A 12361-nucleotide genomic window follows, 5' to 3' on the forward strand; every position below is an offset into this window, starting at 1 on the left:
GGGTCATTTGAGGCGTTCGGCGATGCGCTGCCTCATGGTGTCCATGCCGAAGCCGCGCGGGTCCACCTTGCCCGGCTGCCACTCCAGGTGGCCGATCACGGACCGCTCGTTCCAGCCGTAGCGGCGGCAGACCGCTGCGGCCGCCTTCTCGATGGCCTCCAGCTGGGCCGCCGGCCAGGGGTCCGTGCCGTCGCCGCGGTTCTCGCACTCGAAGCCGTAGAAGTAGCGGTTGCCGTCGGTGTTCGCCTCGTTGTCATGCGGCAGGCGGCGTTCGGCGATGACGGCGCGCAGCACGTCGTCGTCACCGAGGCCGGCGTGGTTGGCGCGGCCGTTGCCCACCAGGTGGACGCTGCCGTCCTTGGTGATCACGCCGTGGCAGAGCGGGCCGGGGAGCGAGGCGTGGCCGTCGTAGCAGATGCGGACGGTCTCGGCGCTGCCCGTGGTCACCGTGTGATGGATCATCACGCCGTGGACCGGGCCCCACGGCCCCTTGTGGTTGCGGCTGTGCGTGCGCCACTCGCGCACTTCGACGACCGTGAGCCCTTCGTCCCTGAGGGCGTCGAGGAAGGTTCCCGCGGACATGGGATCGGACATGACGCCTCCGTCATGGGCCGCGGCGGCGGCCGAATGCGCACCACCTCATGTCCCGCTTGTACCGGAACGTCGGTACGGGGGCCAGCAGTTCTGGCGCTTTCGACGCGGTGTGCGACACGATCCGGACACCGGGGTGACGGGTCGTCGGGGTCAGCCCCTGAGGATGCCGTCGCCATGCGCCGCGATGTGCGCCTCCACGGCCTGCAGGGCCTGCAGCGTGGCCCGCGGGTCGCCCCCGCCGTTGCGCTCCGCGTAGTACGCGGCGCCCAGCTTCTTCAAGAGGTCTCCGCCCGCGCGCTGCGCCTGCGCCTCGTCGAGCTTCTGCCTGCCCTGCGTGATGCCGCGCTGCGCCTGCTCCTTGGCGCGGTCCAGGAAGCCTGCCATGACTCGTCTCCTGTCGTGGTGCCTGTGGTGCCTGTGGTGCGGTTCGGGTGCGTGACGTGAACGGACGGCCCGATCTTCGAGTTCCTGCGGGGGTGCCCGGCGGCCGGGCGGCCCGGCTCGGAAGCGGAACACGGGATTTCGTGCAGGTGCCCCGTCAATGGGTGATCCATTCCCGCTCGTTTGTGTGATGGCGTGACAACTCTGCGTGATGAAAGCCTGGTTGTCCGCGCCGGACAGCTGACCGGCGCGGGTCACGACCGAGGGAGAGGGCACAGACATGTCGGTAGGCGAAGAGATCCGCACGGAACAGGCCGGGGCTCAGCAGAGTCTGGCCACCGGCGCCGCGCGGAATCTGGCCACCACCACGAAGTCCACCCCCCAGATGCAGGAGATCAGCTCGCGCTGGCTCCTCAGGCGCCTGCCCTGGGTGCAGGTGCAGGGCGGCACGTACCGCGTGAACCGACGGCTGAGCTACTCGGTCGGCGACGGACGCGTCACCTTCGTCAAGACCGGGGATCAGGTGCAGCTGATCCCCGCCGAGCTGGGCGAGCTGCCGGCGCTGCGGACGTACGAGGACCTGGAGGTCCTGGGCGAGCTCGCCCGCCGGTGCGAGCAGCGGGAGTTCGCGCCGGGCGAGACCCTGGCCTCGTTCGGCAGCCGGGTGGACGGCGTGTTCCTGCTCGCCCACGGCCGCGCGGAAAAGGTCGGCTCGGGTCCCTACGGCGACGACTCGGTGCTCGGCGTCCTCGCCGACGGCTCGTACTTCGGGGACGCCTGCGTCCTCGACCAGGAGGCCATCTGGGAGTACACGACGCGGGCCGTGACGAGCTGCACCGTGCTCGTGCTGCCCCGCCGGGAGCTCGAAGCGGTCGCGGCCGGCGCGGAGTCGCTGCGCACGCACCTCGCGCAGGTGCAGGCCATCCCGCAGCAGCGCACCAACAAGTACGGCGAGAAGGAGATCGACCTCTCGGCGGGCCACGTCGGCGAACCGGCCATCCCGGCCACCTTCGTGGACTACGAACCGTCCCCGCGCGAGTACGAACTGAGCGTCGCCCAGACCGTGTTGCGCGTCCACACGCGCGTGGCGGACCTCTACAACCAGCCGATGAACCAGACCGAGCAGCAGCTGCGGCTCACGGTGGAGGCACTCAAGGAGCGCCAGGAGTACGAGCTGGTCAACCACCGGGAGTTCGGCCTCCTCAACAACTGCGAGTACGACCAGCGCCTCCAGCCCCACGACGGCGCGCCGAGCCCGGACGACCTGGACGAACTGCTCAGCCGCCGGCGCGGGTCCAGGCTCTTCCTCGCCCACCCGCGCGCGATCGCCGCCTTCGGCCGCGAGTGCAACAAGCGCGGCCTGTACCCGGGGAGCGTCGAGGTGGACGGCCGGCCGGTGCCGTCCTGGCGCGGCGTGCCGATCTTCCCGTGCGACAAGATCCCGGTCAGCGAGGCCGGTACGACGTCCATCATCTGTATGCGTACGGGCGAGGAGGACTCGGGCGTCGTCGGGCTGCGACAGTCCGGCCTCCCGGACGAGATCGAGCCGGGCCTCTCGGTGCGCTTCATGGGCATCAACGAGCAGGCGATCATGTCCTATCTGGTGACGGCCTACTACTCCGCTGCGGTCCTGGTGCCCGATGCGCTGGGAATCCTGGAGAACGTCGAGATCGGGCGCTGGCGGTGAGCGAGCGGATGCTGACGGTGGACGAGGCGTCCCGCACCGCCGGCGAGGTACGAGGCGCGGTTCCGCAGGCCCGCGAGGGCGGGGGCGGCGAGAGCCAGGAGGTGGCCGCGCTCCTCGACCGCACCCGGGAGGCCGTCGAGCCCGAGCTGCGCAAGGCGGTCGACTCGATGCCCGGGACGATGCGGCGGATCGTGACGTACCACTTCGGGTGGGAGCACGCGGACGGCCGGCCCGCGGCGGGGCGGGGCGGCAAGGCGATCCGGCCGGGCCTGGTGCTGGCGGCGGCACGCGCCCTCGGCGGCTCGCCGGCGGCGGCCGTGAAGGCGGCCGCCGCGGTGGAGCTGGCCCACAACTTCACGCTGCTGCACGACGACGTGATCGACCGCGACAGCACCCGCAGACACCGCCCCACCGCCTGGACGGTGTTCGGCGACGCGGACGCGATCCTCGCCGGTGACGCGCTGCAGGCACTGGCCCTGCGGGTGCTCGCGGACGACCAGCACCCCGCCGCGGGGCGCGCGGCCGCACGGCTCGCCGCGTGTCTGGTGGAGCTCTGCGAGGGCCAGCACGTGGACACGGCCTTGGAGGACCGGCCCTGCGACCAGGTCACGCTCGATGAGTGCCTGGGCGTGGCAGAGGCGAAGACGGGCGCACTGCTCGGGTGCGCGTGTGCGCTCGGTGCGCTGTACGCGGGTGCGGGGGTGGAGCAGGTGGAGGCGATGGACGCCTTCGGCAGACAGGCGGGGCTCGCCTTCCAGTTGATCGACGACATCATCGGCATCTGGGGCGATCCGGCGCGCACCGGCAAGCCGGTCGGGGCGGATCTGCTGGCCGGCAAGAAGTCGCTGCCCGTGGTGGCGGCGCTCACCTCGGATGCGGCGGCCGGGGCGGAACTGGCCGAGCTGTACCCGGCGTTGAGACCGGCCGACGTGGACCGCGCCGCAGCCGCGATCGACCGCGCGGGCGGCCGCGACTGGGCCCAGACGCAGGCCGCCGACCGGATGTCCCAGGCGGTCGCCCAACTCTCCCGGGCGATCCCGGACCCGGAGGCGGCGGGCGGCCTGCTGGCACTCGCGGAGTTCATGACGCGACGGGTGTCGTGAGGTCCGGCCGATGAGGTCCGGTCGAGAGGTCCGTTCGGGCGAGGAAGGGGGTGGCGGAGGGGCGTAGTCGACCGCGCGGAGGAAGGTCCGGGCGGTTCGGCCGGGACGGACCACGGCAGGGTGGCCGGCCGGGCCGCGGCAGCAGAGGGGAGGAGTGACAGGGGCTACAGGCGGAGACCGGCCCGGCCCACCCGGGAGGGAGGCCTGGCCGGGCCGGTCCGAACGGGGGCGGGGGTTACAGGGGGACGGGGCGAGGGGGCGGAGGGGAAGAGAGGGAAAGAGAGGAGGGGGAAGAGAGGAGGGGGCGGGCCCTCGTGCCGCCGACATGGAGAGGAGGAGGAAGGGCGGTCGGTTCGCGCCAGTGTGCGAGGGGGCCGGGCCCGGCGCGAGGGAGTGGCGTCTACGCTTCAACAGCTCGATGTACGCCGGGAGTTGGGGGAGTGGCGCGGATGGGTGTGGCGATGCGCAGGGCGGGCGAGGGGGACAGGGAGCGCCTGGTGCGGCTGCTCGACGAGGCGTTCCAGTACGACCCGGTGAGCAGCTGGGTGTTCCCCGACGAGACGCATCGGCGCAAGGTCCACGGCGCGTTCATGGGCGTCTTCCTGGACGTCGCCCTGGGTGAGGGCTGGGTCGACATTACGGAGGACGGCGCTGCGGCCGCGCTCTGGCTCCAGGTGTCGGCGGGTGTGCCGGAGGAGGAGGACGGCACCCCCGCGCGCATGCGGGAGATCGCCGACCCGGAGAACGAACGGGCCGAGCTGGTCGGCCGGCTGACCGGCGCCGTCCACCCGCACGACCGGGCGCACCACTACCTGCTCCTGATCGCGGCGACTCCGGAACGGCAGGGCAAGGGGCTCGGCACGGCGCTCCTGACGTCGGTCCTGGAGCGCTGCGACCGCACGGGATCGCCCGCGTACCTGGAGGCGAGCAGCGAACGCAGCCGGGAGCTGTACGAGAGGCTGGGCTTCGCGCTCAGGGGTGAGCCGGTCCGACTCCCGGACGGGCCGCAGATGTTCCCGATGTGGCGGGAGCCGGTAGCCACGGCCACGCCCTGACCGGGGCCGCGCCCCCAACCGCTTTGCGTAACCACTACAACTGAAGCAGTATGAGTGCAGTGCTGCGAACGCAGTGTCGAATGTCGGGTGCAGCCAAGCTGGGTGCAATCAAGTCGGGTGCAGTCAAGCAGTGGAGGGGTCGCGTTGCGCAAGCTCTCGTATCTGATCGCCACCTCGATCGACGGGTTCATCGGAGACGTCGACGGTGAGGCGGAGTTCTTCACGAAGTACGTCGACGAGGAGTTCCTCGCGTACGGCTTCGCCGAGATGCCCGAGGCGCTGCCCACGTTCGCGCGGCGGCACTTCGGGATCGACGACCGGCCGAACCGCCGTTACGACACCGTCCTGATGGGGCGCGGTACGTACGAGGTGGGGCTGCCGCAGGGGCTCACGAGCCCGTATGCGCACCTGAAGCAGTACGTCGTCTCGCGCAGCATCGAGAAGGCGCCCGAGCCGGAGGTGGAGGTGATCGCCGGTGACGTGGCCGCCAAGGTGCGGGAGCTCAAGCAGCAGGACGGGCTCGACATCTGGCTCTGTGGCGGCGCGGACCTGGCGGGCCAACTGGTCGACGAGATAGACGAGTTGGTGATCAAGACGTACCCCTGCTTCCTGGGGTCCGGCATGCCGCTGGCCAAGGCGGGGTTCGGGATCAGGGAGTTCGCGCTGGAGGCGGTGAGGTCGTTCGGCAGCGGGGTCGTGATCACCACGTACGGCAGGGAGTAGCAGGTCGCGCACGGCTGGGTGCGGACGGCTGGTCGGGGGTGACGAACGGGAATAACCTGGACGTATGGCCAAGGAAGAAGACCGGGCCGCGCCGCGCCGTGCCGAGCAGGTGTGCCCGGCGTGCAAACAGCCGGTGGAGACGGTCGTCAAGCGCCGCAAGGTGCTCGGGGCGTACGTCCCCAGCTGGGGTCCGGGCCCGTGCCACCACGACGGATGCGCCGCGCGTGTGGCGGAGGGCGAGGGTGAGGGTGAGGGCGACGACCGGGCCGAGAACGCCACGTCGCACGGGAAGCCGAGCCGCAGCGAGCGCCTTGAAAGGCTGCGCCATCCGTGAACGGGCAAGCACCGCCGTAGAAGACACGCCGCCTTACCCGTAGAAGACACGCCGCCTTAGAAAACACCGCCTAAGAAAACACTTCGCCGCGATTCGTCGAGTGGTGTCGAGAACCGCCGGGGCGCTCCGACGTCCCCTGTGACAGTCGCCCCACAGGGGCCCGAGCAAGGAGTGGACCATGAAGTACCTGGTGATGGTGCAGGGCACGCAGTCCGACTACGAGGCCATGAGCGGCAAGCCGAACGAGCACAGCCCGGCGGCCTGGAGCGAGGAGGACATGCAGGCGATGTTCTCGTTCATGGAGAACCTCAACAACGACCTCGCCGAGTCCGGCGAGATGGTCGACGGGCAGGGGCTCACGGAGCCGGCGCAGACGCGGTTCGTCGGCAGGGACAAGGAGGGCCGTCCTGTCATCACAGACGGCCCGTACGGGGAGTCGAAGGAGGTACTCGCCGGGTACTGGGTCCTCGACTGCGAGAGCCTGGAGCGGGTCACCGAGATCGCCAACCGGATCATGGAGTGCCCGCAGCCGGCCGGCGCGCCCGAGTACCCGGTGGTCATCCGGCCGATCCAGGGCGCCGAGAGCTGAACCGAGAACCGGGCCGAGGGTCCTCCTGGAGCGCGCCGGCGACCGGCGACCGCGAGGCTGCGCGCTTCGCCCGCGCGTCCCGGCGCACGCTCAGCGCCCCCGAAATGCACTGCCTACGCGTGCGACCGTCCCGACTGGGCGAGCGGGACGCGGACTGATCAGCACGTACCAGCCGCCCCGGCCGTCCCGGTCGTCCCGGTCGTCCCGGTCGTCCCGGTCGTCCCGGCCTCCCCGGCTGCCGCCAGGCACTCCCGCAGCGACCGCACCATCCGCCCCACGAACCGCTCCCGCACCTCCGGCGCGACCAGGTCGAGCGAGAGATACGGATTGAGGTCCTCCAGCTCCACGAGCAGCAGTTCGCCGTCCGGGGCGCGGCAGGCGTCGACGCGCTGGATGCCGTGGTCGAGCGTGTTCCAGGCGATGAAGCGCCGCGCGAACTCAAGGTCGGCGGGGGCCGGTTCGTACGGCTGAAGCTCCCAGCGCTCGCCGCCCTCGGCGGTGCGCAGGGCGTACTGGAAGTCGTCGTCGACGAAGTAGAACGACACCTCGTACGAGAACGGGATGCGCGGCTGGACGAGGAGCCGCGAGCCGGTGTCGTCAAAGGCTCGGGAGAGCCCGGCGCGCGGTACGACCCGCAGGCCGATGGAGTCCGCCCCGAGCGCGGGCTTCACGACGTACTCGGCCGCGGCGGGCAGCCGGTCGAGGTGCGCGGCACGGTCGACGGTCGGGATGACGGGGAACCCGGCGGAGGTCAGGTCGAGCAGATACTGCTTGCCCGCCATGTCGGCCCGGCCGGTCAACGGGTTGTGGACGGCCTTCCCGGAGGCGAGCGCGCGGGACCTGAACTCCTCGTACGCGTCCAGGTAGTTGAGGACGGGTCCGCTGTTGCGTACGACGACCAGGTCGAAGGCGTCCAGGAGCGCGGCGGCGTCCAGCGGGTGGCAGAGCGCGACGTCGAAGCCGGACTCGGCCCGCAGTCGCCCGCTGAGAAAGATGTCCTCGTCGCAGTACCGCCGCCCGCGGGCCTCGTAGCCGAGGTCGGTGACGTAGAGGAGGCGGGGGTGTGGGTGTGGGTGGGGGTGGGCGTGGGGGTCGCGGGGACTCATGGTTCTCCTATCCGCTATCCGCTATCCGCTATCCGCTATCCGCTATCCGCGCAGCCACGCCGAGGCGTCCAGGCCGAACGACTCGGCCGGGGTGACCGTGCGCAGGGCGTCCTCCAGGTCGCGCAGGCGGTCGCCGCCGAGGGCCGTGGCCCAGCGGGTGCGCAGAGCCTCGAAGATCGCCGCGGAGCGGGCCAGGGCGTCGCGGCCGTGCGGAGTGAGGCGCACCAGCTTGCGGCGGGCGTCGGCGGGGTCGTCGGAGCGCTCCGCGTAGCCGAGTTCGACGAGCCGGTCGACGGTCTTGCCGGCCGCCTGCTTGCTCACGCCGAGGCTCCGGCCGACCTCGGTGGTGCTTGCCGCGTCCGGCCCGAGGCCGATGGCCTGCAGGGCGAAGCCGTGGGCGGGGCGCACGTCGGGATGGCCCTGGCGGGCGAGTTCGGCGTGCAGTTCGTCGATGAGGGTGCGGAATCCCGCGAAGAGGAGGAGGGGCAGCTCGAAGCCCGGAGTCTCCCGCTCGCCCGGCGCCTTGTCGAAATCGACAACCTGCTTTACTTTCTTTTCGTCAAGCACGTTGTCGATTCTAGTCGATTCCAGTCGATTCCAGTCGATTCCAGGGGGAGTCATGTCGCAGCAAACGATGTTCGAGGAGTACACGCCGGCCTCCGCACCGGCCGGTTCCCGGCGGGCCCTTGAGCGGATCGAGCGCAGCCTGGGGTTTGTGCCGGCCGCGGCGGCGCGCCTCGCAGGGTCGCCCGAACTCCTCGACGGATTTCAGCGGTTGAGCGGAATGTTCGAGCAGAGCACGCTCGACCCGCTCGCCCGCGAGACGGTCATCATGACCGTGGCCGTGCGCAACGACTGCCAGGTCTGCGTGGCCATGCACACCGCGAAGCTGGCCGCGCTCGGCGCCCCGCAGGCGACGGTCGACGCGATGTGCGGGCAGCGCCCGCTGGACGACGAACGCCTCGAAGCCGTACGCCGGTTCACCCTCGCGGTGCTGACCTCGGCCGGCGCGGTCAGTGACGCGGACCTGTCGGACTTCCTCGCCCACGGTCACACCCGGCGCAACGCCCTGGAAGTCGTCCTCGGCATCGGCACGTACACGATGTCAACCTTCGCCAACCGCCTGGTGCGGGCGCCGGCGAACGAGCGCCGAGACCCAGCGCAGACCGCCTGAGGCGTGACCGACCGCGACCGCCTCGCGGGGAGCGCCTGCAACGGTGACCGGGACCTGGCCGCCCGGCAGTCCTCTACCAGTGGCAGCGGCCCCGCTACGACCTGCCCGGCATGCTCGCCGATGCACCTGGTGCGGTCGCGGTCGCGGTGGCGGATGCGAGGCTTCCGTTGGCTTCGGCGAGTGTCGACGCCGCTCTGGCCATGCACATGCTCTACCACGCGCCGGACATCCCCCACTTACGGGTCGCCCAGACCTCGACGTACGGCCCCCGATCCACACCGTCGACCGCGAAGCCCGCATCAGCCACCGCGGCGGCGAACTCGTCCGGGTCCCAGACCGTGTACCACCGTCGGCCGTCGGGTTCGTCGAGCCAGCCCGTGCTGCCAGAGGCCTTGAGGCACACGTACATCCGGCCCCCGGGGCGCAGCAGTTCGGCGAACTGGCCCAGCACGTCCACCGCGTCCGCCGTGTCGAGGTGGACGAGTGACGCGGACGCCCAGATTCCATCGAACGTTCCGGCCGGGAACCGCCTCCCGACCTCACGCAGGTCGCCCACAGAGGTGGGTGCGTGCGCGTTGGCCATCGCCACGAACACCGGGTTGAGGTCGACACCGCGCACCACATGCCCGTAAGTGCGGAGCCTCGCCAGGTCGCGGCCCGGACCGCAGCCCGCGTCGAGAATCAGTGAAGGCGCAGGCAGGGAGCCCGCGAACCGCTCGGCACGATCCGCCATCTTCGGGGCGTGCACCGCCGCGTAGGCGTCGGCGTGGCCGCTGTAGGCGGCGACCGACTCGGCGACCGGGTCCATGTCCATCTCCATGAGCTGCACTCCAGAAACGCAAGACCGCACCCGGTCCGTCATGGACGTCATACTCGGCGTCCTGCGGACCGGGTGCGGACCAGAAGACCAAGCAACCAAGGAAGTTGCAGGTCAGGCGGCTTGATTCAAGATCAAGCCTTCTTCGTCTCCCAGAAGATCTTGTCGATCTGGGCGATGTAGTCCAGCGCCTTCTGGCCCGTGGCCGGGTCCGTCGAGCCCTTGGCGGCCGAGAGGGCCTTCAGGGCGTCGTTGACCAGCTGGTGCAGCTCCGGGTACTTCTCGAAGTGCGGGGGCTTGAAGTAGTCGCTCCAGAGCACCGAGACGTGGTGCTTGGCGAGCTCGGCGCGCTGCTCCTTGATGACCGTCGCGCGGGCCTGGAAGTGGGCGTCGTCGTTCGCCGCCATCTTCTCCTGGACGGCCTTGACCGACTCCGCCTCGATGCGGGCCTGGGCCGGGTCGTACACACCGCAGGGCAGGTCGCAGTGGGCGCTGACCTTCACCTTGGGGGCAAACAGGCGGGAGAGCATTGAGCTGTCCTTCCTCGTGATCGTCTTCTCAGGGGGGACATTACTCCGTGAGAGAGGGGATTTCGCGGGCGGCCCAGGGGCTGGGACAAAAGTCCAGGACGGAACTCGGACCTTCGGCGGATGCGACCGGCAGACTGGGGAGGCGACCCGGCGGACCCGGGATGCGACCGGCGGACCGGGGATGCGACCGCCGGACCAGGGATACGACCGCCGGACCGGGGGCATCCGTTGACATGCGTGCGAGCGGCATGCGTGCGAGCGGCATGCGTGCGAGCGGCATGCGTGGGAACGGCATGAGTGGGAACGGCATGAGTGGGAACGGCGGGCGAGAGGTGCGGAATGCGGGAGCAGGGGAGCGAGCCGGGGCGGGCCGAGGTGCGGGTGCCGTTCGGGGTGGCCGAGGTGCACGGGCCGTCGATGGTGCCCACCCTGCGCCACGGCGACCAGCTGCTCGTCCGGTACGGGGCGCGAGTCCGGGCGGGTGACGTGGTCGTGCTCCGGCACCCGTTCCAGCAGGACCTGCTCGTGGTGAAGCGGGCCGTCGAGCGGCGCGGGGCCGGCTGGTGGGTGCTCGGCGACAACTCCTTCGCGGGCGGGGACAGTACGGACTACGGGACCGTGCCCGAGGAGCTGGTCCTCGCCCGTGTCGTGGGCCGGTTCCGGCCGCGGCCGGCCGGTCAGCGCTCGCCGCTCCGCGCACTGCTCTGGGCGCTGTCCGCCGTACGTCCGGTGCTGTGCGACCGGTCGGCCTCCTCGCGCTTGCGGGCCCGGTAGGCGGCGACGTTGGCGCGGGTCGCGCAGCGGTCCGAACAGTAGCGCCGGGAGCGGTTGGTGGACGTGTCCAGGTACGCGTTGCGGCAGGGCGTGGCCTCGCAGATGCCGAGGCGCTCCACGCCGTGCTCGGTGAGGTGGAAGGCCAGGCCCATGGAGGCGACGGCGGCGTAGCCCGCGGTCGCGTTCGACGGGTGGTCGGCGAGGTGCATGTGCCACAGCGGGCGGTAGTCCTCGTCGCGGTGGTCGTGCCCGGAGATCTGCGGGCTGACCGGGAATTCGAGCAGCAGTGAGTTGAGCAGGTCGACGGCGAGGGTCTCCTCGCCCCTGTCCGCCGCCTCGAAGACCGCGCGCAGGCGGGCCCGTACGGAGCGGAACCGGGTCACGTCGGCGTCGGTGGCGCGGCGGGCCGCGGTGGAGCCCGGCCCGAAGAGCTCGCGCACCGCGTCCACGGAGGTGAGGGAGTCCGTGTTCCTGGCCGGCTCCTCGCTGTTGACCAGGCGCACGGCGTAGTCCGAGTAATAGGCCAGTTCCACTTGTAGTCCTTACTGGGGCGGGCTATCGTCGACTCTGCTGAGGTAATGGGCGTCTCTGCGTCCAGGGTATTACGAGTACGTGATTCAGTACGGGAGGGTGGGCGCCATGACGGAGACCACTGCGGGCGCCGGCGCGGGAACCGCCGACTGGCAAGCCTGGCAGACGAGCTGGGACCGGCAGCAGGAGTGGTACATGCCGGACCGCGAGGAGCGGTTCCGCGTGATGCTCGACATGGTCGAGGCCCTCGTCGGCCCGAGCCCCCGCGTGCTCGACCTGGCCTGCGGCACCGGCAGCATCACCGACCGGCTGCTGGGGCGGTTCCCGGACGCCGTCAGCACGGGCGTCGACCTGGACCCGGCGCTGCTCGCCATCGCCGAGGGCACCTTCGCCGGGGACGACCGCGTCACCTTCGTCACCGCCGACCTCAAGGACCCGGACTGGCGCGCGAAGCTGCCGTACGAGTCGTACGACGCGGTCCTCACCGCCACCGCCCTGCACTGGCTGCACAGCGAACCGCTCGCCGTGCTCTACGGCCAGGTCGCCGAACTCGTCCGGGACGGCGGGGTCTTCATGAACGCCGACCACATGCCCGACCCGTCCACCCCGCGCATCAACGCCGCAGACCGCGCCCAGCGGCACGCGCGCCAGGACCGGGCCAAGGCCGCGGGCGCCCTGGACTGGGCGGACTGGTGGCAGCTGGCCGCCAAGGACCCGGTACTCGCCGAGCCGACCGCGCAGCGGTTCGCGATCTATGGCGAGCACGCGGACGGCGACACCCCGCCCGCCGAGTGGCACGCGCGCGTACTGCGCGAGAAGGGCTTCGCCGAGGCGCGGACGGTCTGGCGGTCGCCCTCGGACGGGCTTGTGCTCGCGGTGAAGCAGGCCCCCAGTACGTGAAGCAGGCCCCAGTACGTGAAGCAGGCCCCAGTACGTGAAGAGGGCGGTACGGGAAGCTCCCGT

Annotated in this window: 16 protein-coding genes; 9 read left to right on the forward strand and 7 right to left on the reverse strand. The window is 71.0% G+C overall.

Features of this window, described 5'->3' with window-relative positions; translation table 11 throughout:
• Positions 1 to 3 precede the first annotated feature (3 nt).
• Complete coding sequence (locus QIS99_RS06825) at positions 4 to 594, reverse strand: N-acetylmuramoyl-L-alanine amidase (protein ID WP_282511517.1); 591 nt, start codon at positions 592 to 594, stop codon at positions 4 to 6.
• Between the two features lie 150 nt (positions 595 to 744).
• On the reverse strand, positions 745 to 978 hold the full coding sequence (locus QIS99_RS06830; RefSeq protein WP_282511518.1) for a hypothetical protein: 234 nt from the start codon (positions 976 to 978) through the stop codon (positions 745 to 747).
• Positions 979 to 1255: 277 nt separating this feature from the next.
• On the opposite strand from QIS99_RS06830, the gene QIS99_RS06835 reads away from it, so the two are divergent.
• From QIS99_RS06835 to QIS99_RS06860, 6 genes are all read left to right on the forward strand, one after another.
• Positions 1256 to 2662: a family 2B encapsulin nanocompartment shell protein gene (locus tag QIS99_RS06835; RefSeq protein WP_282511519.1), complete on the forward strand. Its 1407-nt coding sequence runs from the start codon at positions 1256 to 1258 to the stop codon at positions 2660 to 2662.
• Between the two features lie 8 nt (positions 2663 to 2670).
• A complete protein-coding gene (locus QIS99_RS06840) occupies positions 2671 to 3765 on the forward strand; it encodes a family 2 encapsulin nanocompartment cargo protein polyprenyl transferase (RefSeq protein WP_408909503.1) in 1095 nt (364 codons plus the stop codon).
• Positions 3766 to 4214: 449 nt separating this feature from the next.
• Complete coding sequence (locus QIS99_RS06845) at positions 4215 to 4820, forward strand: GNAT family N-acetyltransferase (protein ID WP_282511521.1); 606 nt, start codon at positions 4215 to 4217, stop codon at positions 4818 to 4820.
• A gap of 144 nt (positions 4821 to 4964) precedes the next feature.
• Positions 4965 to 5543, forward strand: a complete 579-nt coding sequence (locus tag QIS99_RS06850; RefSeq protein WP_282511522.1) for a dihydrofolate reductase family protein — start codon at positions 4965 to 4967, stop codon at positions 5541 to 5543.
• A gap of 64 nt (positions 5544 to 5607) precedes the next feature.
• Positions 5608 to 5877 (forward strand): hypothetical protein, encoded by a 270-nt coding sequence (locus QIS99_RS06855; RefSeq protein WP_282511523.1) that lies wholly within the window; start codon positions 5608 to 5610, stop codon positions 5875 to 5877.
• Between the two features lie 178 nt (positions 5878 to 6055).
• Positions 6056 to 6466, forward strand: a complete 411-nt coding sequence (locus QIS99_RS06860) for a YciI family protein (protein WP_282511524.1) — start codon at positions 6056 to 6058, stop codon at positions 6464 to 6466.
• Positions 6467 to 6624: 158 nt separating this feature from the next.
• Here QIS99_RS06860 and QIS99_RS06865 read toward each other — a convergent pair whose 3' ends face one another.
• Positions 6625 to 7572: an ATP-grasp domain-containing protein gene (locus tag QIS99_RS06865; protein WP_282511525.1), complete on the reverse strand. Its 948-nt coding sequence runs from the start codon at positions 7570 to 7572 to the stop codon at positions 6625 to 6627.
• A gap of 42 nt (positions 7573 to 7614) precedes the next feature.
• Complete coding sequence (locus QIS99_RS06870) at positions 7615 to 8148, reverse strand: MarR family winged helix-turn-helix transcriptional regulator (RefSeq protein ID WP_282511953.1); 534 nt, start codon at positions 8146 to 8148, stop codon at positions 7615 to 7617.
• A gap of 43 nt (positions 8149 to 8191) precedes the next feature.
• Here QIS99_RS06870 and QIS99_RS06875 point away from each other — a divergent pair, with 43 nt between their 5' ends.
• Entirely contained in the window at positions 8192 to 8746 is a 555-nt protein-coding gene (locus QIS99_RS06875) for a carboxymuconolactone decarboxylase family protein (protein WP_282511526.1), read from the forward strand.
• A gap of 211 nt (positions 8747 to 8957) precedes the next feature.
• Here QIS99_RS06875 and QIS99_RS06885 read toward each other — a convergent pair whose 3' ends face one another.
• Both QIS99_RS06885 and sodN read right to left on the reverse strand, forming a co-directional pair.
• Positions 8958 to 9566, reverse strand: coding sequence for a class I SAM-dependent methyltransferase (locus QIS99_RS06885; protein ID WP_408909494.1), 609 nt, complete (start codon positions 9564 to 9566; stop codon positions 8958 to 8960).
• A 131-nt stretch (positions 9567 to 9697) separates the two neighbouring features.
• The gene (gene sodN / locus QIS99_RS06890; protein WP_055531247.1) at positions 9698 to 10093 is read right to left on the reverse strand and encodes a superoxide dismutase, Ni; all 396 of its coding nucleotides are present in this window, start codon (positions 10091 to 10093) and stop codon (positions 9698 to 9700) included.
• Positions 10094 to 10432: 339 nt separating this feature from the next.
• Between sodN and sodX the strand changes: the two genes are divergently transcribed.
• The gene (gene sodX, locus QIS99_RS06895; protein ID WP_282511527.1) at positions 10433 to 10867 is read left to right on the forward strand and encodes a nickel-type superoxide dismutase maturation protease; all 435 of its coding nucleotides are present in this window, start codon (positions 10433 to 10435) and stop codon (positions 10865 to 10867) included.
• Here the strand turns inward: sodX and QIS99_RS06900 are convergent.
• Positions 10771 to 11400: a CGNR zinc finger domain-containing protein gene (locus QIS99_RS06900; protein ID WP_282511528.1), complete on the reverse strand. Its 630-nt coding sequence runs from the start codon at positions 11398 to 11400 to the stop codon at positions 10771 to 10773. The two genes, sodX and QIS99_RS06900, sit on opposite strands and share 97 nt — an antisense overlap.
• A 106-nt stretch (positions 11401 to 11506) precedes the next feature.
• Between QIS99_RS06900 and QIS99_RS06905 the strand changes: the two genes are divergently transcribed.
• Entirely contained in the window at positions 11507 to 12298 is a 792-nt protein-coding gene (locus QIS99_RS06905; protein ID WP_282511529.1) for a class I SAM-dependent methyltransferase, read from the forward strand.
• The last annotated feature ends 63 nt before the right edge of the window (positions 12299 to 12361 follow it).

Source organism: Streptomyces solicavernae, from assembly GCF_029968095.1.
GTDB lineage: Bacteria > Actinomycetota > Actinomycetes > Streptomycetales > Streptomycetaceae > Streptomyces > Streptomyces solicavernae.